Here is a 22835-nt window from a genome sequence, read left to right as displayed (position 1 = left end):
GCGATCAGGGACACTCCGAGGGCGGGTCCTCGACCTGTCTACACACTGCTTCGAGGTCGCTGCGGAGCCGGTCGTTCTCGCGTCGCAGTTGCTGGATCTGGTCGTCACGACGCTCGACCTGGCTTTCGAGGTCGTTCACCTCGCTTTCCAGTTGCGATACTTCGTCGTTCAGGTCGTCCACGTCCGCTTGCAGCCGATTCCGCTCCTCGCGGAGGTTCCGGTTGGCCGATTCGAGGTTGCCGACCTCGGACCGAAGCTGACTGTTTCGGGATTCGAGCGTGTTCACCTCTCCCCGCAGTTCCTCGACCCGTTGCTGGGCCGACCGCAGGTTCTGCCGGGTCGACGCGAGTTCCTCTTCCGTCGACTCCAGTTGCCCCTCGGTCTCCTCCAAGTTCTCCGAGACCTGTCCCACGTCGCTCCGGGTGGTCTGCAGGCTCTCGTTCAGTTCCCGCAGCCGCTGACGGGTCTCCTGGAGGTCGCTCCGGGTCTCCTGGAGGTCCTGACGGAGCTGTTCGTTCCGCTCGCGAAGCTGGCTGTTCTCGGTGTCGAGCTCCTCGACCGACTCCTGGTAGAACAGGGTCGCGCCGGCGGTGCCCGCGACGGACACGCAGATGAGGAGGGCGAGTGCGACGTTAATCGAGCGACCGATGAGGCTCATGGGAGACCACTCTCGCTGCGTGTACGCCCGTTGTACACTTGAAGCCGCCGGACGACCACCTCCGTCACGAAGAGGAGGAGGCCGGCGAGCAGGAACGCCCAGTCCCACGTCTGTCGCACGTCGCGGATTCGCGTCGCCTGCTGGCGGGCGAAGTCGGCGATTGCGGCCGCCTGTCCCCGCTCGAACTGCCGGCCGCCGGTCGCGCGCACCGCGTCGGTCAGCGCCGACGACGTGCCGAAGCCGGCGTACTCGGCGGGGTAGTTCGCGGCGTAGGTCGCCCCCGCGACGCCCTTGAACCCGACGCTCGTCGGCGTCACCTGCGCCCGGTAGACGCCCTCGTCGACGGCGGTGAAGGGGAGGTCGGTGTCTCCCGGCGGCGACTCGCCGCGGTAGATCACGGTCGTCGGCTCGCCGACGCGGGTGTCGGCCACGTCCGTCACGCCAGCGGCCTTGCGCTCGGGGTCGCCGATGGCGTAGTTGACCGACTTCGTGACCAGCAGGGAGTCGGGTTGCTGGAGGAGGCCGTCGAGGCCGCCGTCCGGCCCGTAGGTGGTGATGGTGGCGACGCGGCCGAGGCCGTAGCGCCACGAGGCGACGGCGGGCGTCCCGTCCGGCGCGGCGACGAGGAAGTTCGCGCCCGGACGCATCGACACGTCGTTGACCCGCCCCGGATTCGACTCCAGGGTCACGCCGCTGGTGATGAAGTTCCCCGAGTCGACGATGGTGAGGCCGTCGCCCTGGAACTGTCGGCTCCCGCCGCCGAAGAGGAGGCGGAGGCGCTCGGTCTCGTCGGCGCGGAAGTAGTTGCCGCCGGACTCCTCGGCGATCCGTCGGAGGACGCCCTCGTTGACGTTGCGGCCGGCGCCGACGGCGATGACGCGGATGTCTTGGCGGCCGAGCGTGTTCGCCACCACCGCGGAGCGGCTCTCGGTGTCGCCGCCATCGCTGACGAGGATGATCGTCCCGCGCTGGCCGCCGAGCATCTCCTCGGCGCCGCGGAGGCCGTTGGCGATGTTGGTCGCGCCGCCGGCCTGCAGGCGCCGGATCCGATCCTCGACCGTGTCGCGGTTGTCGCTCAGCGGTTCGGGCTGGACGACGCCGTACGCCTGGTAGTTGAAGCCGACGACGCCGACCGTGTTCTCGTCGTCGAGCTGTGAGAGGGCGTCGAGCGCGATGGCTTTCTGGATGCGCATCCCCTCGCCCGCGCTCCCGGAGACGTCGATGAGCATGACGATACGGGCGCTGCCGGGCGCCGACTCGCCGAACGTCACCGGGAGCGTCGCGGCGACGGAGGAGTTGGCGTACCCTCCGTTCTCGAAGCTGTTCGGCCCGCCGACCATCAGGAGGCCGCCGCCGTCGATGACGAAGCGCTGGAGTTCGTCGACCTCGCCCATATCATCCGCGGCGACGTTCTGGATTACGACGGCGTAGTACGGATCGAGGTTCTCCGGCACCGATTGCGCCGTCTCCACGTCGTAGAGCTGGGTCAGGTAGGACTGCAGGGAGTAGTTGCCACGGGAGACGTAGAGCACCCGCGGCTGTTCGACCACGCGGACGGTCTTCAGCGCCTCGTCGTTGATCGGGTAGACGTCGCTGCCGCCGATTTCGGCCGTGATTTCGTGACTTCCCGTCTCCTCGAACGTGTAGCTCACGGGGACGCTCCCGGTGCCGTCGTCGAGGCGCTCGGTCGTGACCTCCTCGCCGTCGACGGAGACGGTCACCTCGACCGGCGCGTCGGTCTGGACGCCGTTTACCTGCACCAGGAATCGGCTCTCGACGCCGACGCTGGCCTTGCTCGGCCCGGCGAGGCTGACGTAGCGCTCGGTGCGGGTCGGTTCGGTCCGGACGGTGCTGATCGTGGCGTTGAGCGAGCGGGCGAACTCCGCCGTCTCGGTCAGGCTCCCCCCGCCCGTCACCTGTCCGTCGGAGAGGACGACCACGGATCCGTTCTCGCGGAGGTTGGCGGCGACCCCGTCGCCGATACGGGAGTCCGTTCCCTGTGCGATGGTCGAGGTGGTGACCGGGACGCCCTCGTCCTCGATGGCCGTCGCCAGGCTCTCGGCCACGTCGGGGGAGACGGCCGTACTGTCCGAGCGGTCGACGAGCAGGGAGACGGTGGGGTCGCCCTGCGTCTCCATCGTGACGACGGTAAAGGGCCCGGCCGCGGCGACGACGATCAGCGTCGCGACGACGACCCGCGAGGCGAGCAGGAGCCGCCGGCTCCGCGTCGAGGCCGTCCCCGTCGCCCGATAGCGGACCAGCAGGGCCAAGAGGACGACGGCGACGGGGAGCGCGACGAGTAGCGCCGGCCGTTCGAGACCGACGACGGTGCCATCCGAGAGCGTCGTCCGGACTGCGAGGGGCGTCATAGGTCACCCCTCCGGCGGAGGTAGGCGAGTTCACCCACGGCGACGAGCAACGCCCCGAGCGCGACGAAAGGCGTCAGCGGCCGGGGCACCTGTCGTTCCTCCTCGCGGCTGGTGACGCCCGTCCCGTCGTCCCGGGCGTCGAGCGGCTGGGCGGCCACGTCGGATTCGGCCTCGCTGTAGAGCGAGACGCCGATGCGGCGGGTGCCGGTCGTGTAAAAGCCCACTCGGTCGAGCGGGACGAGTTGGGCCGAGACGGTTCCGTCGGGCGTCCCCACGCGCGTCTCGTTCGCGAACTGGAGGCGGCCGCCGGTCTCGCGGTTCAGCGTCGGGAGCGGGTCCCGGCCCGCGAGGTAGAACGTCGCCCGCTTCCAGAAGACAGGGTACTGGTAGTTGAACCGGAACGGGTCGTCGTCGGCGACGGAACCGTAGTAGAGGACCCGTCCCGCCCCGCGCTGCTGGACGGCGACGAGTGGCGTCCCGCCGCCGGTTCGGACGAGCGGCGTGCCGGCGCGGAGCGTCCCCGTCAGATACCGCTCCGGCGGCGGGAAGTCGATGCCGCGGGTGAGTTCGTCGGTCGTCACCTGTCCGACCGAGGGGTTGCTGGCGACGCCCGACGGCGAGAGGAGCAGGAGGTCGCCGAGGCGGTCGGGGGGTGACGGCTGGGCGACGACGGCCACGCCGCCGCCGGCTTCGATCACGTCGCGTCCGGCCTCGACGTTGCTCCGGAGGAGTCGCTCGGGATCGAGGTTGCTGTAGACGATCACGTCGTAGCCGTCCGCCACCGTCGTCGGCGGCTGGTCGACGGTGAGGTCCACCTCGTCGATCACCGAGAGTGCGGTCGCGAGATATCTGTTGCGGTCGTTGGTCAGGAGCAGGACGTCCACCGTCGGATCGGCCGGGGCGGCGACGTAGGCGGCGTCGTCGGTGGGGAAGTCGTCGCCGGGGGCGAGTTGGGCCCGCCCGCCGCCGGCCGGGACGGCGAGCGAGACGCGTTCGAGGTCGCCGGGACCGAGGGTGACCGACCGGCGCTGGTCCCCGAGCGTGACCGACCGGGTGACTTCCGCGTCCCCGAAGTTCTTCACCGAGAGGGTGACGTTGGACCCGGTGAACGAGCGGTCGACGATGCCGACGTTCGCCGCGCCGCCCCCCGCGAACTGTCGGAGGTCTACCTGCAGGTCACGGGCGCGAGCGGAGCGGACGGCGCCGGTCCAGCCGGTGTCGTCGGCGAAGTCGCTGAACACGACGATCCGGGCGTTCTCGCCGGCGATGGAGGCGGCCTGCGAGATGGCGGCGCCGAGGTCGGTCGGCGTGTCGACGACGGCGAGTTCGTCGAGGGTGCGACCCACCTCGTCGCCCCCGCCCGAACGGAGGACGATCCGGCTCTCGCTCCCGGCGAAGACGACGGCGTTGGTGCCGGTGGCCGCCTCGCGGGCGTCGGCGACGGCGGCAGTAAAGCGCGTCCCGCCGTCCGTCTCGACGCCCATGCTCGCGCTGCCGTCGAGGACGATCACCGTCTCCTCGACGGTCTGACTCTCCGAGACGGAGACGTAGGGGCCGGCGAGCGCGAGCGCGAGCGCGACGATGACGAGCAGTTGCAAGAGGAGGAGGGCGCTGCGCCGGAGCCGTTCGAGCAGGGGATTCGACGCGTCCCGCTCGTCGTCGTCGAGCAGGAGGCGGAGGGTGGGGAGTTCGATGCGGCGGGGGTCGGGCTGGACGAGATAGAGGACGACCACGGGGACGACGGCGAGGAGGGCGACCAGCCCCAGCGGTGTGAGAAAGGCGTCGGCGAGGGCCATATCCGAAACTCGGCGGCGCCGCCTATCGGTCTTTCGCCGCCGGTTCGGACCGCGCCGACGGTCCGCTCCCGGTATCATCCACCATCGTTCAACACGGATACTGACGCGTAGACAAACCCTTTTAGGCAGGCGATCAACTTCCGCGTATGGATACGAAACGGGAACTTGTCGACCTGCTCTTGGAGGACGCCCGCGAAGATACGGAGACGATGGCGCGCCAACTCGGCCGGTCGCAGGCCGAAGTCGAGGAGATGCTCGACGAACTCGAAGCCGAGGGGTCCATCGTCGGCTACCAGGCCGTCGTGGACTGGAGCAAGGTCGACGAAGACCACGTCACCGCCGAAGTGGAACTGAACCTCGAACTCGACCGTGACACGACGTACGCGCAGGTCGCCCGGCGGATCACGAAGTTCGACGAGGTGACCGCGCTCCATCTCGTCTCGGGCGACTACGACTTCGACGTGACCGTCGAGGCCGAGTCGATGCGCGCCGTCTCGATGTTCGTCTCCGAACAGATCGCACCGATTCCGGAGGTGACCCAGACGGTCACCCACTTCGTGATGAAGACCTACAAGAACCGCGGCCTCGAACTCACCGACCGCGACGACGACGACCGGCTGTCGGTTTCGCCATGAAGCTGTCGGACCGCGCGGCCTCGACGCCCCCATCGGGCATTCGACGCTTCTTCGAACTCGCCGAGGAGATGGACGACGTCATCTCGCTCGGCGTGGGCGAACCGGATTTCAGCGCGCCGTGGAAGGCACGCGCCGCCGCCATCCACTCCCTAGAGCGCGGGCGCACCTCCTACACCACCAACCGCGGGATGTACGACCTCCGGGCGGCCATCTCGGAGCACGTCACGCGGTACGACCTCGACTACGGGCCGGACGAGGAGATTCTGGTGACGACGGGTGCGAGTGAGGCGGTCGACCTGGCCCTCCGTGCCGTCGTCGATCCGGGGGATACCGTGGCGATTCAGTCGCCGGCGTACATCTCCTACGGTCCGGGCGTGCGCTTCTCCGGAGGCGATCCCCTCCCCGTCTCCACGCGCGCGGAGAACGACTTCGTGCTCACCTACGACGACTTGGAGCGTGCCGGGGCCGCGGACGCCGAGGCGCTGATGATCTGCTATCCGAACAATCCGACGGGTGCGACGGCTACGGCGGACGAACTCGCGGAAATCGCGACGTTCGCCCGCGAACACGACCTGACGGTGCTGTCCGACGAGATTTACGCGGCGCTCACCTACGAGGGCGAACACACGTCCATCGCGACCCTCCCCGATATGCGCGAGCGGACGGTCGTGTTCAACGGGTTCTCGAAGGCCTACGCCATGACGGGGCTCCGACTCGGCTACGCCCTCGGCCCGGCCGAGGCCATCGACGCGATGAACCGCATCCACCAGTACACGATGCTCTCGGCGCCGACGACGGCGCAGTACGCCGCCCTCGAAGCCCTGCGGTCCTGTGACGACGACGTTGCCGACATGCGCAACCAGTACGACCGCCGCCGGCGGTTCGTCATCTCGCGCTTTCGGGACATGGGTCTCGACTGCTTCGAGGCGACGGGTGCCTTCTACGCCTTCCCCGAGGCGCCGTACGACGACGAACAGTTCGCCGAGGACCTCCTCCACGACCAGGGCGTCGCACTCGTCCCCGGTCGGGTCTTCGGCGAGGAAGGACACGGCCACCTCCGCGTGTCCTACGCGACGGGGATGACGGCGCTGAAGGAGGCGCTGAACCGCATCGAGGCCTTCCTCGACGCGCGCTGAGCCGCCCGGCCGAATATTATCCGTGATTCTGTGATACGAAGTATTATTTGTCGGGATTCCGTTCACCCAATTGATGGTTGCGGGTGGTGGGATGGGGCCCGACGACGACGGTGCTAGCTTCGCTCACGCGCTGGCGACGCTGAAAGAGCAGGGTAGCGCACTCCTCGTCGTGGGCTCCGTCCCCGAAGAGATGTTCGCAGACGCGTCAGCGACGATGCTAGGCGATCCATCCGCCGACCCCCCGCGGCGGCGTCTCGTCGTGACGCCGGAACCGAACCTGTCGAGCGCAATCCGCCGGTTACGCGAAACCGGGCCGCTCTCCTCCGAGTACGCGCGACTCATTACGCGTGGGGAGGAAGCGCGAAGCGCCACGGCAACACAACAGTCGCTCGATCAGGCCAGGCCACGGACGCACGTGATCGACGGCTCGATCCGTGATCTCGGCACCACGCTCGGCGCGGTGATCGAGGAGTTCGATCTGTTCGCCGGCGGCCTCGACGCCGCCGAGTTCCGGATGGCGTTCGACTGCCTGCCGACGCTGCTCTCGACGTACGGCCGCGAGACGACGTTTCGGTTCCTGCACGTCGTGATCGCCCAGGCCCGTGCGGTGTCCGGCCTCGTCCACTTCCGGCTCCCGCGGGAGTTGAACTCGGAACTCGTCCGCCTGTTCCGGCCGCTGTTCGACGCGACGGTCGAACTCCGGATCGACGGCGGCGGACTCGATCAGCGGTGGCACTTCCGCGACCGTGATCTCACGTCGGACTGGCTGCCCCTCGAACGCCCGTCGAACGGAGTTTAATGGCAATGAATCAACAATATCCTTTTGTGAACGACGCCTGAGTTACGTACGATGAGTCGGAGCGACCGGCCGCGTGCGGACCACTTCGAGCCGGAGAGTGACACCCTCGAAGTGTCGTTCTCGACGCTCGAAGACGAGGCGGGGCTGATGGTGTCGGATCTGATCGAGCGCAACCAGTTCCGACTGTTCACCGACTGCCCCGTCTCGCCCACGCCGGTCGATCCGGACGAACACCAGTTCCCGGTCGACGCCGCCGTTGCGGTCGCCGCCGCCGAAATAGCCCTCCCCACCGTCGTCTCGGTCTGTGTGCGGAACGAGGCGGGCGAACTGCTGGCCGAGACGGACCACTCCGCCTACGAGGAGTTCCCCGACGGACGGTACAGCCTCGAACTCTGCGGGCCGATCAAGATTTACCTCCGCGTCGACGGCCCGGTGACCGTCGCCTCGGACGTGAACCGAACCCACATCGGCTTCGACGGCGTCCGCGAGGTACGGGTCGGTGCCCGCTCCCACCACGAGGGGCCGGCGGCGACGCTCACCACGACGTCGAACCCTCTCGACGTGATGGCGGCGGTGTCGGAGTTCTCCTCGGCGCTGAAGACCACGTCGCCCGAGCGGTCGTACCCGACACTCAGGGGTCACCCGCCGCTCGTCGAGTTGGGCGAACAGTTGGAGGTGCCCGACGGCGTCGCCTCGCCCGAGACGGGCGTCCAACTGGAACTGCCGGCCGAGTACGAGTCCATCTACGTGGCGGCACCGCTCGCGTACTACCTCGCCGCCGACGTGGTGCCCGGCGACCGGCCGCGGCTCGTGACCGACGACGGCTTCGAACACGACTTGGATACGGTTCGGGGCTTCGAGACGGAGGTCGAACGCGTCCTCAAGCAGACGTTCTTCCTCGACTGCGTGACGCGGACTGAGGGGTACTACTCGGTCGACCTCCACGAGCGCGGCGCCGTCGAGGCCGATCTGGATCTGAATTTCGAGTGGCTGTACGACCAGCCGCTTCGTACGCAGGTCGAGGAGTATCTCTCCCTCCCCTTCGGGGTCGTCGAGGACGAACTCCCCGAGTGGCGGATGACCTCCCACGTCGCGCCGACGCCGGAGAACGTCGAACTCCTGCCCTTCGTCACCAACGACCTCGCCGTCGTGCGGACACCGCAGGATCAGCCGGAGCCGAGTTCGGAGGTACAGACGACCGCCGCGAACGAATTCTTCCGCGACGAGTCGTTCACCCGGAGCGCGTCGGCGGACGGCGCGGCCCGGTCGTACGTCCAGCCCGAGGCGACGGACTCGCTCGAACAGTCGTGGATCGGCGACGGCGCCCCGATCGGAGCCAGCAAGGCGACGACCAACGCCTTCTACAACCGCCTCGACCGGACGCCCGCCGAGGGCAACATCGGCATCACCGTCGTCTGCAACGACCCCCGGATGGCCGACGAGCGCGACGTGGTCGACGAGGTGTACGCTTCCCGCGACGAACTCCCCTTCGACGTGCGCGTCCACCACGACCTGACGCGGGCGGAACTCCGGGAGGTACTCTCCGCGGAGGCCGACCTCCTCCACTACATCGGCCACATCGACGGCGAGGGGTTCGAGTGCGCCGACGGCAAACTCGACGCGACGACGCTCACGGCGGCCGGGCCCGACGCCTTCCTCCTCAACGCCTGTCAGTCGTACGAACAGGGGTCGGCGCTGATCGACGCGGGCGCCATCGCCGGCATCGTCACGCTGTCGGACGTGATCAACAGCGGCGCGGTGCGGATGGGACGGATGCTGGCTCGGCTGCTCAACCGCGGGTTCACCGTCGGGAGCGCCCTCGAAGTCGCTCGCGGCGATTCGATCATCGGCGATCAGTACACCATCATCGGCGACAGTAGCCTGTCGCTGGCCCGGACGGACGGCGGCCCGCCGAACGTCTGTGTCGTTCGGCGACGCTCCGGCGACCGATACGAACTGGAGTGGCAGACGCATCCGTCGACCTCCTTTGGGATGGGCAGTCTCGTGATCCCTCACCTCGACGGCGTGGACGAGCATCACCTCTGGTCGGGTGACTCTCGGACGTTCGACCTGACTCGCGAGGAGCTACGGCAGTTCCTCTCACTGGAGACCGTACCGGTGAAAATAGACGGCTCCCTCGTCTGGAGCGACGAACTCGATTTCTCGAAACTTTAGGGACCGGAGATGCCGCTGCCGTTGCCGTCGGCGGTCATGGGGCCGGAGATGCCGCTGCCGTTGCCGTCGGCGGTCATGGGGCCGGAGATGCCGCTGCCGTTGCCGTCGGCGGTCATGGGGCCGGAGATGCCGCTGCCGTTGCCGTCGGCGGTCATCGGTCCAGAAATGCCGCTACCGTTGCCGTCGGCGGTCATGGGACCGGAGATACCGCTACCGTTGCCGTCGGCGGTCATGGGACCGGAGATGCCGCTGCCGTTGCCGTCGGCGGTCATCGGTCCAGAAATGCCGCTACCGTTGCCGTCGGCGGTCATGGGACCGGAGATACCGCTACCGTTGCCGTCGGCGGTCATGGGACCGGAGATGCCGCTGCCGTTGCCGTCGGCGGTCATCGGTCCAGAAATGCCGCTGCCGTTGCCGTCGGCGGTCATGGGGCCGGAGATACCGCTACCGTTGCCGTCGGCGGTCATCGGTCCAGAAATGCCGCTGCCGTTGCCGTCGGCGGTCATGGGGCCGGAGATGCCGCTGCCGTTGCCCGCTGCTTCGGTACCGAGCTGCTGGTTCTCGTCGAGGGCCGTTCCTTCAGATTCGTTGTCACGTTCGGACATTGCAACTGGACTGTCGGCCGACGATGAATTATAATTTTTCGAGAATATCTGATAGTAAATATAATCAATTAAATGAGTTGATCCCTGACATAAAATAGGCGGAAAAAGAAATCGGCGGACGGAGCGGGGACGTACGTCGACGGGGAGCCGTGTCTCCGGTTACTCGTCTCGATCAGCGTCGTCCCGCGCCAGATCCTGGTAGATCAGCGTGAGGTCGTCGCTCTCGCTGAGTCGAGCGAGTTTGTCGTCGAGATCGGAGCGAAGATCAGTGAGATCCGCACAGAGCCGCTGGTAGTCGCTGTTCGATTCGAGTTCGAGTAGATCCTTCTCGGATTCGAGGAGCGCCTTCTTCGAAGCGAGCGAAAAGAGCCGTTTGACACCGCCATCGTACTCGTCCCGGATGCGGAGGTTCTCGACCGTCCGGACGAGTTCCTCCTCGGAGACCGGCTTGACGAGATAGTCGTCGAACGCCATGTCGACGATGTCGGTGTCGGGTTCGACCGCCGTCACCATCGCGATCCGGCAGTCGAGGTCACGTTCTCGGATTCGATCGAGCACCTCGTCGCCGGAGAGGTCGGGCATCCGACGGTCGAGCAACACGATGTCGACCTCGTCGTCGAGTTCGTCGAGCGCCGTTCGGCCGTCGCGTGCCGTTCGCACTCGGTAGGATTTGGCGAGCCACGTTCGGTAAAGATCGGTCAGATCACGTTCGTCCTCGACGACGAGGACGAGAGGGGTGTCGTCGCTCATGTGTGCACCCGAAGAGGAACCCAGCCACTCACGATAGCTAGTGGTTCGTCGACGTATATCAAAATACCCCTTGCGGAAACCCCAGAACGGGCCGTTTCCACCGCCGTCGTCGCTCGTCACTACTCCTGTGGGCTGTAGTTCGGCGCCTCGTCCGTGATCATCACGTCGTGGGGGTGGCCCTCGGTCTGTCCGGCGGCGGACACCCGGACGAACCGGGACCGTTCTTTGAACTCCGGAATCGTCGCCGCACCGACGTAGCCCATGCCCGACTTCATGCCGCCGACGAGCTGGTGGAGCTCGGAGGCGAGCGTGCCCTTGTACGGGGTGGCGGCCTCGACGCCCTCGGGGACGAACCCCTCGTCGTCGTCCTCCTCTTTCAGGTAGCGGTCGCCGCCACCGGACCGCATCGCGCCGACCGACCCCATGCCGCGGTACTGCTTGTACTTCTTGCCGTTCATCGTGATGACGCGGCCCGGCGCCTCGTCGGTGCCGGCGAAGTAGGAACCGAGCATGACGGCGTCGGCGCCGGCGGCGACGGCCTTGATCGCGTCGCCGGAGTAGCGGATGCCGCCGTCGGCGATGACCGGCACGTCGTGTCGACTGGCCACGTCGGCCACCTCCGAGACGGCGGTGATCTGGGGCATCCCCGCACCGGTGACGACCCGGGTCGTACAGATCGATCCCGGTCCGATGCCGACCTTCACGCCGTCCGCGAAGTCGACGACCGCCTCGGCGGCCTCGCGGGTGCCGATGTTGCCGACCACCACGTCCGCCGCGACGGACTCTTTGATCTCGCGGGCGCTGTCGATCACGTTCCGGTTGTGGGCGTGGGCGCAGTCGATGAAGAGCACGTCCGCGCCGGCCTCGTCGGCGGCGCGGGCGCGGTCGTCCTCGAAGGGTCCGACGGCGACGCCGACGCGGAGCGCGCCGTCCTCGTCGCGGGCGGCGTTCTCGTGTTCCCGCCGCTGGAGGATGCCCTGCATCGTGACGAGGCCGACGAGGCGGTTCTCGTCGTCGACGATGGGCACCCGTTCGATCTTGTGGTCGTACATGAGTTCCAGCGCGTCACGCGCCGTGACGCCCTCGGCGGCGGTGATGACCTCGTCGGTCATCGCCTTGCGCACCTCGTCGGACTCGCCGACTTCGAGGTAGGGCCGGATGTCGGTGCCCGAGATGATGCCGAGGACCGTGTCGTCCTCGTCGACGACGGGCGCCCCGCTGACGCCCTCGCGCTCCATCATCTCGTCCACCTCGCGGACGGTCTGGTCCGGCTCGGCCGTCACCACGTCCTCCCGCCGGATCACGAGTTCGTCCGCGCGTTTGACGCGCTCGATTTCGACGATCATCTCGTCGACGGTCATGTTGCGGTGGAGGACGCCGATACCGCCGTTGCGCGCCATCGCGATGGCGAGGTCGCTCTCGGTCACCGTGTCCATGGCGGCCGAGAGGATGGGAATGTTGAGCGTGACGCTCGTCGACACCTGCGTCGACACGTCCGCCTCGTCCGGTTCGACGTGGCTCTCCATCGGGCGGAGGAGCACGTCGTCGAACGTCAGCGACTCCGGTACTCGCAGTTTCTCCGAGAAGGGTCCCGCGTCGGGAACGTCGTTCGCCATGTAAACTGTCCTCTCGCCGCCGGGAAAAACGTTGCGAGACGGCGTCTGCGGGTGTGTCGCGTACACACACCCCGATCGCGGTCGGGTCGGCAGTCTCACTCGTACCGGAGCGCGTCGATGGGGTCGACCCGCGCCGCCCGCCACGCCGGATACAGGCCGGCGACGACGCCGACGACCACGCCGACGGCGACGGCCGTGACCATCCACACCGGCGCCAGCGCGAAGGTCACCTCCGCGTACCGTGTCGCGGCGTAGCCCACGACGAGTCCGACCGGGAGCGCCAGTACCGCCCCGATAGTCCCGAGCAGCCCCGCCTCGACGAGAAAGAGGACGAGTACGTCGCGGTTGCGCGCCCCGACCGCTTTCATGACGCCGATCTCTCGCGTCCGTTCCGTGACGCTCACGAGCATGATGTTCGCGATGCCGATGGCGCCGACGACCAGTCCGATCACCGCCACGCCCGTCACGAACCGCGTGATGCGCTCGATGACCGACGCCACCTGCGCCACGAAGTCGCCGCTCGTCCGCGCCGTCAGCGTCGCCCTCTGCGGGAGCAGTTGGCGGGCGTCCGACTCCTCGCGCAGGTACGACTCGACGGCCGCCCGCGTCGCCTCGGTCGTCGTCGGATCGGTTACGACCGTCACCTGCGGGTACGCCCGCTGGCGCACGCCCACGCTCGGGCTCTCGACGACCGTCCGGTAGAAGGGGTCGACCGGTACGTACACCCGCGACCCCTCCGCGAAGTCGCTGACGGGCAACTGCCCTTCGGTGCCGTTGACGATGCCGACGACGGTCAACTCGGCCGTCCGATTCTCCGCCAGCGAGAGCGTCAGCCGGTCGCCGACGGTGACGTTCTCGTCGAACGACTGCGCCGCCCGCTCGTTGAGCACCACCTCGCTCGTCCCCGAACGGAACCCCCGGCCGGCGACGACCGACCCCTCGTCGAACGTCTCCGGCGTCGTCGCCGTCACCCGTTGTCGGGCTATCGTGTCGTTCCCGAAGGTTAGGGAGTTCGCGTCCACCGTGCCCCGCGGGATGACGTTCGTCACCCCCGAGAGCGATTCGAGTGCCGACACGTCCCGTTCGGTGAACACCGGCTGGATCACCTGATCGAACCCCTCGTCGTCCTCGGGCGTCGCGAAGGCGTAGACGTTGTTGGCGCTCGATCCCTCGATGTCGCCGATCACCTCCGCCTTCACGCTCGCGCCGAACGTGGCGAAGACGATGACCGACGCGATGCCGATGACGAGACCGACGACGGTCAGCGTCGACCGCAGTTTGTGGCTCCGGATCGAGCGGAGAGCGATCCGGACCGCCTCGCGAGGGTCCATCAGTCGTCCGCCTCCGCGCCGAGGTCCTCGACCCGGACCAGTTCGCCGTCCCTGACGTGGACGATTCGCTCGGCCCGTTCCGCGACGTGGCGCTCGTGGGTGACGAGGAGGAGCGTGTTGCCGCGGGCGTGCAGGTCGTCGAAGATGTCGAGCACCCGCCCGCCGGTTTCGGTGTCGACGTTCCCCGTCGGTTCGTCCGCGAGGACGAGGGCCGGGTCGGCGACGAGCGCGCGGGCGATGGCGACGCGCTGGCGCTGGCCGCCCGACAGTTCGGTCGGGAGGTGGTCGGTCCGGTCGCCGAGCCCCACGTCGGCCAACAACTCCCGGGCGCGCGCCGTCCGCTCGTCGCGCGGGACGCCCGCGAAGACGAGCGGCAGGGCGACGTTCTCCACCGCCGTCAGCCGCGGGAGGAGGTTGAACGTCTGGAAGACGAAGCCGACTTCGGTGCCGCGGAGGCCCGCCCGTTCCGCCTCCGTGGCCGTCCCCACGTCCTGTCCGGCGACGACGACTCGACCCTCGGTGGGCGTATCGAGCGCGCCGATCAGGTTCAACAGCGTCGACTTGCCGGAGCCGCTCGGCCCCATCACCGCAGTGTACGACCCCTCCGGAAGCGTGAGCGAGACCCCCGCCAGCGCCTCCACGACGCCGCCCAGATCGTAGGTCTTCGTGACGTCGGTCAGGTCGACGACGGGGACCTCGTCGTCCGTCGCCGCGTCGGCGGAACTCATCGCCCCCCGTTCGGACGGGAGGCTTATGAGTCGTGTGCCACGCCGGGCGCCACCTTCTTTGAGACGTGCCCGTAACGTCACCCATGCAACCCACGTTCGGCGACTGGCGACGGCTCGTGCTCGTGGTCGTCGCGGTGTCGCTCGTGGTCGGCGCCGGCGCGGCGATCACGGGCGGCCAGTCCGGGCAGCCCTCCGGCGACGCGGTGCTCAACGACACCCGCGACCGCTACGCCGACGCCGAGAGTCTCGTGACCACCGCCGAGGTAACCGTCAGCAACGACACGGCCAACCGGACGGCGACGGTCGACGTCGCCGCCGCCGGCAACCAGTCCCGGACGGTCGTCACGACCGACAACGGAACCTACCGGACCGGCGTGAACGAATCCATCGCGTGGTACGTCGGCCCCAACCGCACCGCCGCGTGGGACCGCAACGCGTCCGTCCGTCCGACCGATACCGCCTCCGTGCCGACGAACCTCACCGACCACTCGCTCGACGGCTGGGAGAACGTCACCGCCGAGTACCTCCGGAGCGATAGCGACGACGGGACCGACGCCCACGTCGTCGAGGTGCGTCACGACGACGGCGAGGGGACCGCGACGCTCTGGATCGCCCAGTCCGATTCCCGCCTCCTCCGGGCGGAACTGACCGACGGCAGGAACCGGACGACGGTCGACTACGGCGACACGCAGTTCAACGTGAGCGTCCACGACAGCACGTTCGACCCGCCGGCGGACCGGATCGCCGTCACGTCCGTCGAGCGCTACGACTCCTTCGCGGCCGTGCAGGCAAACACGACCCTCGACCTGCCGACACTCGACGCCACCTTCCGCGAGGCGAGCGTGCTCACACGGTCGTCGTCGACGACGGTCGCTCAGGAGTATCGCGACGGCGGCGATAACGTGACCGTGATTTCGACGACGAGCGACCGCGAGTTCGACCGTGAGAACGCGACGGCGGTGACGGTGAACGGCCACGACGCGAACGTCACCGCGGTTCGTGACCGCGCCGTCGTCTACTGGACTGACGGCGGCGTGACCACGGCCGTCGTCGTCGACGCGGGCGAGGACCGGGCCGTCGAGGTGGCCCGCCGGCTGGACGAGTGAACGTCACGCAGAAGCCGTCGAAACCCTCCCTTTGTCCACCCATGACGTGGTGGAATCGGTCGTGTGTCTGCCTCCCACGCAACGTTTAATACTTCCGTGGCCCACTTTTCGGACATGGCTTCGAAGCGTTCCACCGCCACGCGTACTGCCGTTCGGACGAGTTCCATCGCGGACTCCGGCATCTCCTTTACACGCGTGGCCAATTTCAAACGCTTCGGAACCGAACACGTCGTCGACGCGGGCAGATCGAGGGCGTTACACCACCGGTCGGCCGATGGTTACGGCCGCTAGCGTGGCATGAGCGTCTCACAGCATCCGGTCGCACTCCGCCTCGAGCGACAGGTGGGCGGCGCGACCAAGCTCCTCGCCACGGTGATGGCCCTCCCGCTGATCGACGGCATCTTCCCGGCGTTGATCCTGGCTGGCGCGCTCACGTACCCGTTCGGCATCCTCGAGGCCGGCCTGCTCATCTTCGGTGGATCGGCGACCGTCGCCGTCGTCCTCGCGGAGATGGACGGATCGCCCCGCGAGCGGATGCGGGCCATCGCCCTGTTGGGCGTCGTCCTGCTCCCCGCGGCGGCCATCGAGGCGGCACTGGCGCCGACGGTCCAGACCGTCATCGATATGGCCGTCTTCCAGCGGTTCGCCGGGCTGGTCATCCTGACCGTCGCGGCGAAGACGGCGAGTGCCCGGGTCGGCGAGTACCTGCCCCGGCCGGCGGTCATCATCGGTCTCGGCCTCGTCGCCAGCCTCCAGCCCGCCGGTGCGTCGGTGACGTTCGTCACCGACTCCGGCCTCGTCCTCCGCGGCGTCGCCGCCGCGGGCGTCGGCGTCGGCTTCGCCATGCTGGTCGCGGCGCTCGGGCCGGTGCTCCAGGAGTCGGTCGACCTCGACCTGTTCCGGTTCGGGAGCGCCGTCGCCCTCGGGATGCTCGCCCTGTCGGTCCTCGGCCTGATGCCCACCGAGGCGCCCGTCGCGCTGGGCGTCCTCTGTGTGACCGCGGTGTTCTCGTACGATCCCGACGCCGCCTCGGCGGCCGAGGCGGACGGCGACGTGGATCAGGACGGGGACGCCGCCGACGCGAGCGACGAGGACGACGCCCCGGCCACCGCCGACGACGACGCCCGCCCGTCCCCGTTCCCCATCGAGGACGAGTCGCGGGCGCCGTGGCTCTGACGGCCCCGTCCCCGGCTCCGGTCTACGGTCGCGTTTCGTCCCCGTCCGTCGGCCGCTGTCGCACCGTCAACACCGGCACGGGCGACGACCGCACGACGCGCTCGGTAACGCTTCCGAGGATGAGGCGATCCAGCCCCCGTCGCCCGTGCGTGCCCATCACAATCAGATCGATGCCCTCGTCGCCCGCGTAGTCGATGATGCGTCGGTGGACGTCGCCCTCGACGACGCTCGTCCGCACGTTCACCCCGGCCGACTCGGCCGCCTCCTCGACCGACGCCACGGCCGCCGCCCCTTCGTCGTGAAGCCTGTCGACGACGATGGACTTCCCCTCCTCCACCAGGCCGTACGGCTCCCAGTCGACGACGTACAACCCGTGAACGCGAGCGTCGTACCGTGCGGCCAGACTCAGCGCGTGGTCGAGCGCCACCGCCGACGCGTCGCTGCCGTCCGTCGGCACGAGAATATCACTATACATACAGTAACGTATGTTAGCTAATCAATATAAATCTCCGCTCGCGGCGGCCGTGCGGTTCGGGTTTTTACCGATGGACCCCAATGGTCGCCCATGAGCGACCGAACGCGGGCCCGGGTGTTCGTTTCCGGCCGGGTCCAGGGCGTCTACTACCGGGCGAACACCCGCGACGCCGCACGCGCCAGAGACGTCGACGGCTGGGTGCGCAACTTGGCGGACGGCCGTGTCGAGGCCGTCTTCGAGGGCAGCGAGGCGGCCGTCGAGGAGATGATCGAGTGGTGTCACACCGGTAGTCCCGCCGCCACCGTCCGCGACGTCGACGTATCGTACGAGGAGCCACGGGCCGAATCGGGGTTCTCGATCCGGCGATGACGGGGCGACGGTGACCTCGCTCGCCCAGCTCGTCGCCGGTGTCGTCGGGGCCGTCGGCCTCGTCGTCTCCCTCGGTGCGGGTTATCTGGTCGTCCGCGGTCCCTTCCTCGGCGGTCCGACGCTCGCCCCCAGACCGTTGCTCGCGACGCTCACCGTCTTCATCGTCGGCGTCGCCGTCTTCGCGTGGGGGATCACGCAGTACGCTCGGCTGTGATTCGGTCTACCGGTCGTCGTCGCGGTAACCGCCCGAGATGGGGTGGAAGACGGCGGCGACCACCGCCGCCCCGGCGCCCGCGTCGCCGACGACGCCCTCGACGACTTGCCGCTCGCTCTCGCCCGTCCAGTGCCAGTCGCGAATCGACCGCGCGTCCGCGAGGTTCGCGTCTAGGAGCCGCTCGCACGCCGCGGCCGTCGGCGCGTCGTTCTCGACGAAGACGCCGCCCTCCTCGGCGAGCGCCCAGCCGAGGCCGGCGGCGACCCGTTCGCCCGGCGTCGACGACGTCCGCGACGCCAGGACGACCGCCACCAGGTCGCCCGTCGTCCACCGCCCCGAGTCGAGCGCGCCGACGCGTTCGACCGTCGCCCCCTCGGGGACGATGGAGGAGAGTTCGACCAGGTTGTAGTTGTGGACGTTCGCGTCGCTCAGGGCGGCGTCGAAGGCCCCGAGTTCGGTCCGTCCCGACCCCGTTCCCCAGACGACGTCAATCGGCATTCGTGCCTCCGAGCGGGGTGGGCGTCGCCACGACGGGTCGCGTCATCGACACGCGCTTTGCGGTTGCGTCTCTTAGGACTTGCTACTCACCGGTTCTCCGGGCATCCGTCGCGTGTCGGCTCCCCGTCCCCGGGTTTTAACTCCGGGCGGGCGTTTGTTAGGATCGAGTATGAACGACTACCTCATCCTCCGCGAACTGCCCGAACCGATCAGCCGTGACGACCTCCACGCAGCCGCCGAGCAGTCGGGCGAGACGCTCGAGGAACTCCGCTCCGAGGGCGTCGACATCCGCTGGGTCGACTCCGAGGTGCTGACGAACGACGACGGCGAGGTGACGGGCACCTTCTGTCACTATCAGGCCGAAAGCGAGGACGCGGTGCGCGAACACGCCGACCGCGCCGGTCTCCCGGCCACGCGGATCGACCGACAGGGCGAACCCCTCGCCGGCGAGGACTGAGCGGTCGCGGCCGAAAGGCATCCTTCAAGTCCCCCCACCACCAAAAGCCGGCCGAACATGCCCGAGTGCGTCGAATGTGGGGCCGAAGTAACCCTGCACGAGGATCTGGAAGTCGGAGAGATCGTCGACTGTGGGACCTGTGGCGCCGAACTCGAAGTCATCGGTGTCGATCCCGTCGAACTGGACGCCGCCCCCGAACTCGAAGAGGACTGGGGCGAGTAGACACGCCCGTCGCCGCCGGCGACCGATCCGTTCTTTCGTCAACACCGCGCCGCCGCTGCCGACGTATCGCCGATAAAAGACCACCCGCAGGCGTCCGAGGACAGGAAGTACCCCTACCAACTGCCCCCGAGCCCCTGCGTCTCATTACGTAGGCCGGACCGTATCGGTATATATTTTGTGTCAGACGCCAGTCCGACACGCCGGTTCGATAGGGTGAACGGCTCACACACGGACGAACTGGGTCGTCGTCGGCCCACAATAAAGAGTTTTGAGCGGGTCGGACGTACGCCGCGTCATGACCGACTACACCGTCGAGTTCGTCGGCACCGGCGAGACGATTCAGGTGCCCGAGACGCGGACCATCCTGTCGGCGTGTCTCGACGCCGGCATCGCACAGGAGTACTCCTGTCGCGTCGGGATGTGTCTCGCCTGTTCGGCCGAAATCATCGAGGGAGAGGTGACCCAGCCGGCCGCGCGGGCGCTGACCGAGGAAGAGGCCGAATCGTACGCCCTGACCTGCATGGCCCGCCCGCAGAGCGACCTGGTCCTGCACCGGGGCAAGTACCCGCCGAGCATCGAGGACGCGTCGGCGACCGACGCGGCCGCCGCGGACGACGACTGAGCGGCGGCCCACCGGAGGGGGCGCCGTCGTGATTTCTCGACCCCCGCTTTGAAATCGACCCCGTCCGTATCCGCGCGCATGGACGCCGATGGCCTCCGGGCGGCGGTCGAAGCCGAACACGCCGACGGGCTTTCCCTCCTCGGCTCCCCCGACCTCCTGGTGGCGCTCTCGGGCGGCGACCCCGACCCCGCGGCGCTGTTGCGGGCGGCCGCGGACAGCGAGTACGCCGCCCGCGAGACGTTTCGCGAGTGGGCCGACGCCGCGGCCAACCCCGCCCTCCGCGAGACGTTCGCCGGGGTGGCGGACCAGGAGGCCGACCACTTCCGACGGGTCCGGGCCGCGATGGCCGACCCCGCCGATCACGACGCCGAACGCGCCGGGCCGATGCACGCCTACCTCCGGGGTCGCGAGGACCCGATCCAGCAGGTCGCGGGCGGGATGGTCGGGCGGACGCTCGTCAGCCTGCGCACCCACGAACGGCTGATCGACTTCTTCGCCGCCGCCGACGACCGCGACCGGGCCGACCTCTTTCGGGACCTCCGGGCGGAGACGGCCGCCTGTCTCGACGACGGTCTCGCGACGCTCGACGAACGGGCCGAGGGCGACGACTGGGCGGCCGCCGAGGCCGTCGCGGGCTACACGATCCGCCTCGCGGCCGACGACCTCCGGGACGCCCTGCGGGACGCGTGACGCTGTGTACGCGCCGCGCACTGCCGTGGTACCTTTTTTCGCGCTGGCGACCTCAGATGTGGTATGAAATCACGACACACGCGGCGTGGAGCGCTGGCACTCGGCGTGGGTGTCGTCGGCGCGCTGGCGGGATGTCTCGGCGGCACGTCGGGGTCGGCCGGATCGTCCGAATCGACGGGATCGTCACCCGCGTCGTCGCCGACTGCTTCCGACGCCGACGGCCCGCCGGCGGCGGACCACGCCCCGTACGTGGCGTACGAGGCGTCCCGCCTCCGCAATGCGACGGTCTCCGGCGGCGTGACCAAGGACGGCATCCCCTCCATCGACGAGCCGTCGTTTCTCGACGCGTCGGTCGCCGCCCTCGACGACGGCGAGATCGTGTTCGGCGTCGTCCGCGGCGACGACGTGCGGGCCTATCCACAGCGCATCCTCGTCCACCACGAAATCGTCAACGACCGGCTGGACGGCGTCTCGGTCAGCGTCACCTACTGCCCGCTCACGGGGACGGTGCTGGGGTTCGAACGCGGGGAAACCACCTTCGGCGTCTCGGGCACCCTCGTCAACAGCAACCTCGTGATGTACGACCGGGCGACCGATAGTCGGTGGCCGCAGGTGCTCGCGACGGCCGTCGAGGGACCGCTCGAAGGGCGCGCCCTCCGTGAGTTCGAGGTGGTCTGGACCACGTGGGGCCGGTGGCGACGGCGCTACCCCGACACCGCCGTGCTGTCGGAGGACACCGGCTACGCCCGCAACTACGGCATCGATCCCTACGGCTCCTACGCCCCGACGGTGCGCGGGTACTACAACCGGGAGTCGACCATGTTCGATCCGCTCGCGACCGACGACCGCCTCGGAACCAAGACCGTCGTCGTCGGCGTCCGCACCGACGCGGGCGCGACGGCCGTCTCGATGGATCGGCTCCGAACACGGGGCGTCGTCGACGCGACGATCGGCGACGATCGACTCGCGTTCGTCCACGACCCCGTCCTCGACGCCGGCCACGCCTACCGCGTCCCGGCCGACGCGACCGTCGAGTCGGCGACGGACGCCGTCCGCGTCGACGGCGAGCGGTACGCCCCCGACGCGCTCCCTTTCGAGCGGCGCCACGCCATCGAGGCGATGTGGTTCGCGTGGGCGGGCTTCTACCCGGAGACGACCCTCCATGCGTAAGCGCCTCCGCCGGGCGGCGTGGACCGTCCGCGCCGCCCTCCGCCGTCGCGACGGGCGAGCGGCGTTCCTGCTCGGCGTCCTCGGCTACCCACTGCTCTATCTCGGCACCATCGGCCACCTCGCCGTCGGCGGCCGAGGGTGGTCCGTGCTGGTCGTCGACGACCCGGTGGCGCGCGCGTTCCGTCAGACCCGGCCGTTCTCGTTCGAGCCCGTCGCGCGGGTCGTCGCCGAGCCACTCGTCGTGCTCCTCTCCCCCCTCGACGTGGCCGTGGCGCTCGTCCTGGCGGCGCTGGTGGGCGCCAACCTCGCCGTCGCCGTCGCGGTGTGGCGCTCGCCCGCCGCCTGTGGCGTCGAGAGTTCGGCCGGCCTGCTGGCGGGGGTCCCCGCCCTCCTCACGGGGGCGACCTGTTGCGGGCCGGCCGTCCTCTTCGCCCTCGGCGTCGGGGCGACGGGGACGCTCCTGACCGTCTTCGGCTACGCGACGCCGCTGACGGCGCTGTTGCTCCTCGGCGGCCTACTTCTCGTCGCCCGGTCGGCCGACACGAACGCGGTCAGGACCGACGGCTGACTTCCGGCGGCTCGCTGGCGGCGTCGAGGTTCGCAGACCGGTAGTTGTGGATGGCCGCGGAGACGGCGAACAGCCCCACGACGAACGTCATCCAGAGCAGCGGCGAGAGGGCGCGAAACGGCGGGAGACCGAGCCAGATGGCGACGACGATACCGACCGCCACCGCCGAGAGGCCCAGATAGTACTGATCCCACGACAGCTGCTCCTCGCTGACGACTTCGAGGTAGATGTCCATCTCGTCGACGGTGTCGGTGGGATGAACTCGGCCGGTTTCGCGGTCGAAGCTGACCAGTCCCGTTCGCTCCAGCTTCGGCAGGTGTGACTGCTGAAGCGCCGTGTAGACGCGCTTTCGCTCCGTCGAGGTCACCTCGTCGACGGTGCAGTCGTTCTCCCAGGCTGCGATCCGTTCGGCGAGTGACCCGATGGTCGTCGTGTCGTCGTTCAACAGCGCGTACAGTGCGTACCGACGCCGTCGATTCGACAGGATATCGAACACTTCCTGCTCCGTCGGCGCGGCGGGACGATCCGTCGGCTCGTCCGACGTGTTCTCATCCATCGCCGGCGCGGTCCCCCTCTGTTTACTCATCGCTCCGTGGATACAGATAGGCTCGCTACCAGGGTATTAAACTTCGTGGCCGAGTTATCCGATCTGATACACCCCGCGCCGGCG

The 22835-nt window shown here is 68.7% G+C and carries 25 protein-coding genes; 14 read left to right on the top strand and 11 right to left on the bottom strand.

What is annotated here, in order from left to right; translation table 11 throughout:
• Nucleotides 1-4 precede the first annotated feature (4 nt).
• The 3 genes from DU484_RS14420 to DU484_RS14410 are packed head-to-tail and all read right to left on the bottom strand — an operon-like array spanning nt 5 to nt 4823.
• A complete protein-coding gene (locus DU484_RS14420) occupies nt 5-658 on the bottom strand; it encodes a chromosome partitioning protein (RefSeq protein ID WP_114606288.1) in 654 nt (217 codons plus the stop codon).
• Nucleotides 655-3027 carry a VWA domain-containing protein gene (locus tag DU484_RS14415; protein ID WP_114606287.1) on the bottom strand — a complete coding sequence of 791 codons (2373 nt, stop codon included), beginning with the start codon at nt 3025-3027 and terminating at the stop codon, nt 655-657. The genes DU484_RS14420 and DU484_RS14415 overlap by 4 nt, the downstream gene beginning before the upstream one ends.
• Nucleotides 3024-4823: a DUF7408 domain-containing protein gene (locus DU484_RS14410; RefSeq protein ID WP_114606286.1), complete on the bottom strand. Its 1800-nt coding sequence runs from the start codon at nt 4821-4823 to the stop codon at nt 3024-3026. Before DU484_RS14410 ends, DU484_RS14415 begins: the two co-directional genes overlap by 4 nt.
• Nucleotides 4824-4969: 146 nt before the next feature.
• On the opposite strand from DU484_RS14410, the gene DU484_RS14405 reads away from it, so the two are divergent.
• The 4 genes from DU484_RS14405 (at nt 4970) to DU484_RS14390 (ending at nt 9568) form a co-directional block, all read left to right on the top strand.
• Nucleotides 4970-5458, top strand: a complete 489-nt coding sequence (locus DU484_RS14405; protein ID WP_114586653.1) for an Lrp/AsnC family transcriptional regulator — start codon at nt 4970-4972, stop codon at nt 5456-5458.
• Nucleotides 5455-6594: a pyridoxal phosphate-dependent aminotransferase gene (locus DU484_RS14400; RefSeq protein WP_114606285.1), complete on the top strand. Its 1140-nt coding sequence runs from the start codon at nt 5455-5457 to the stop codon at nt 6592-6594. Before DU484_RS14405 ends, DU484_RS14400 begins: the two co-directional genes overlap by 4 nt.
• A 73-nt stretch (nt 6595-6667) precedes the next feature.
• Nucleotides 6668-7393: a DUF7504 family protein gene (locus DU484_RS14395; RefSeq protein WP_114586651.1), complete on the top strand. Its 726-nt coding sequence runs from the start codon at nt 6668-6670 to the stop codon at nt 7391-7393.
• Nucleotides 7394-7444: 51 nt separating this feature from the next.
• Nucleotides 7445-9568, top strand: a complete 2124-nt coding sequence (locus DU484_RS14390; protein ID WP_114606284.1) for a CHAT domain-containing protein — start codon at nt 7445-7447, stop codon at nt 9566-9568.
• Here the strand turns inward: DU484_RS14390 and DU484_RS14385 are convergent.
• From DU484_RS14385 to DU484_RS14365, 5 genes are all read right to left on the bottom strand, one after another.
• On the bottom strand, nt 9565-10173 hold the full coding sequence (locus tag DU484_RS14385) for a hypothetical protein (RefSeq protein WP_114606283.1): 609 nt from the start codon (nt 10171-10173) through the stop codon (nt 9565-9567). The genes DU484_RS14390 and DU484_RS14385 overlap by 4 nt on opposite strands.
• A 159-nt stretch (nt 10174-10332) precedes the next feature.
• Nucleotides 10333-10923: a response regulator gene (locus DU484_RS14380; protein ID WP_114586648.1), complete on the bottom strand. Its 591-nt coding sequence runs from the start codon at nt 10921-10923 to the stop codon at nt 10333-10335.
• Nucleotides 10924-11042: 119 nt separating this feature from the next.
• On the bottom strand, nt 11043-12539 hold the full coding sequence (gene guaB, locus DU484_RS14375; RefSeq protein WP_114586647.1) for an IMP dehydrogenase: 1497 nt from the start codon (nt 12537-12539) through the stop codon (nt 11043-11045).
• Between the two features lie 95 nt (nt 12540-12634).
• Nucleotides 12635-13870 carry an ABC transporter permease gene (locus DU484_RS14370; RefSeq protein ID WP_114606282.1) on the bottom strand — a complete coding sequence of 412 codons (1236 nt, stop codon included), beginning with the start codon at nt 13868-13870 and terminating at the stop codon, nt 12635-12637.
• A complete protein-coding gene (locus tag DU484_RS14365) occupies nt 13870-14598 on the bottom strand; it encodes an ABC transporter ATP-binding protein (RefSeq protein ID WP_114606281.1) in 729 nt (242 codons plus the stop codon). Before DU484_RS14365 ends, DU484_RS14370 begins: the two co-directional genes overlap by 1 nt.
• Before the next feature lie 83 nt (nt 14599-14681).
• On the opposite strand from DU484_RS14365, the gene DU484_RS14360 reads away from it, so the two are divergent.
• Both DU484_RS14360 and DU484_RS14355 read left to right on the top strand, forming a co-directional pair.
• The gene (locus DU484_RS14360; protein WP_114606280.1) at nt 14682-15704 is read left to right on the top strand and encodes a LolA family protein; all 1023 of its coding nucleotides are present in this window, start codon (nt 14682-14684) and stop codon (nt 15702-15704) included.
• 297 nt (nt 15705-16001) lie between these two features.
• Nucleotides 16002-16880: a DUF5794 domain-containing protein gene (locus tag DU484_RS14355; RefSeq protein ID WP_114586643.1), complete on the top strand. Its 879-nt coding sequence runs from the start codon at nt 16002-16004 to the stop codon at nt 16878-16880.
• Nucleotides 16881-16902: 22 nt separating this feature from the next.
• Here the strand turns inward: DU484_RS14355 and DU484_RS14350 are convergent, their stop codons facing one another.
• Nucleotides 16903-17355: a universal stress protein gene (locus DU484_RS14350; RefSeq protein ID WP_114586642.1), complete on the bottom strand. Its 453-nt coding sequence runs from the start codon at nt 17353-17355 to the stop codon at nt 16903-16905.
• A gap of 90 nt (nt 17356-17445) precedes the next feature.
• Here DU484_RS14350 and DU484_RS14345 point away from each other — a divergent pair, with 90 nt between their 5' ends.
• Nucleotides 17446-17724: an acylphosphatase gene (locus DU484_RS14345; protein WP_114586641.1), complete on the top strand. Its 279-nt coding sequence runs from the start codon at nt 17446-17448 to the stop codon at nt 17722-17724.
• Between the two features lie 10 nt (nt 17725-17734).
• A complete protein-coding gene (locus DU484_RS14340) occupies nt 17735-17938 on the top strand; it encodes a hypothetical protein (RefSeq protein ID WP_114586640.1) in 204 nt (67 codons plus the stop codon).
• A 6-nt stretch (nt 17939-17944) separates the two neighbouring features.
• Here the strand turns inward: DU484_RS14340 and DU484_RS14335 are convergent, their stop codons facing one another.
• Nucleotides 17945-18436 carry a pyruvoyl-dependent arginine decarboxylase gene (locus DU484_RS14335; RefSeq protein WP_114606279.1) on the bottom strand — a complete coding sequence of 164 codons (492 nt, stop codon included), beginning with the start codon at nt 18434-18436 and terminating at the stop codon, nt 17945-17947.
• Nucleotides 18437-18605: 169 nt separating this feature from the next.
• Between DU484_RS14335 and DU484_RS14330 the strand changes: the two genes are divergently transcribed.
• The 6 genes from DU484_RS14330 (at nt 18606) to DU484_RS14305 (ending at nt 22165) form a co-directional block, all read left to right on the top strand.
• Nucleotides 18606-18893, top strand: coding sequence for a DUF4242 domain-containing protein (locus DU484_RS14330; RefSeq protein ID WP_114586638.1), 288 nt, complete (start codon nt 18606-18608; stop codon nt 18891-18893).
• A gap of 57 nt (nt 18894-18950) precedes the next feature.
• Nucleotides 18951-19115 (top strand): lysine biosynthesis protein LysW, encoded by a 165-nt coding sequence (gene lysW / locus DU484_RS14325; protein ID WP_114586637.1) that lies wholly within the window; start codon nt 18951-18953, stop codon nt 19113-19115.
• A gap of 295 nt (nt 19116-19410) precedes the next feature.
• On the top strand, nt 19411-19737 hold the full coding sequence (locus DU484_RS14320; RefSeq protein ID WP_114606278.1) for a 2Fe-2S iron-sulfur cluster-binding protein: 327 nt from the start codon (nt 19411-19413) through the stop codon (nt 19735-19737).
• Between the two features lie 78 nt (nt 19738-19815).
• Entirely contained in the window at nt 19816-20427 is a 612-nt protein-coding gene (locus DU484_RS14315; RefSeq protein WP_114606277.1) for a ferritin family protein, read from the top strand.
• 63 nt (nt 20428-20490) lie between these two features.
• Nucleotides 20491-21597 (top strand): DUF3179 domain-containing protein, encoded by a 1107-nt coding sequence (locus DU484_RS14310; RefSeq protein ID WP_114606276.1) that lies wholly within the window; start codon nt 20491-20493, stop codon nt 21595-21597.
• Nucleotides 21590-22165 carry a hypothetical protein gene (locus DU484_RS14305; RefSeq protein WP_114586633.1) on the top strand — a complete coding sequence of 192 codons (576 nt, stop codon included), beginning with the start codon at nt 21590-21592 and terminating at the stop codon, nt 22163-22165. Before DU484_RS14310 ends, DU484_RS14305 begins: the two co-directional genes overlap by 8 nt.
• Here DU484_RS14305 and DU484_RS14300 read toward each other — a convergent pair.
• Nucleotides 22149-22721, bottom strand: a complete 573-nt coding sequence (locus DU484_RS14300; RefSeq protein ID WP_114606275.1) for a DUF7344 domain-containing protein — start codon at nt 22719-22721, stop codon at nt 22149-22151. The genes DU484_RS14305 and DU484_RS14300 overlap by 17 nt on opposite strands.
• Nucleotides 22722-22835: the final 114 nt, after the last annotated feature.

The organism is Haloplanus rubicundus (assembly GCF_003342675.1).
GTDB lineage: Archaea > Halobacteriota > Halobacteria > Halobacteriales > Haloferacaceae > Haloplanus > Haloplanus rubicundus.
Note: the sequence above shows the minus strand (reverse complement) of the source record. Positions and strands in the feature narration are given on the sequence as shown.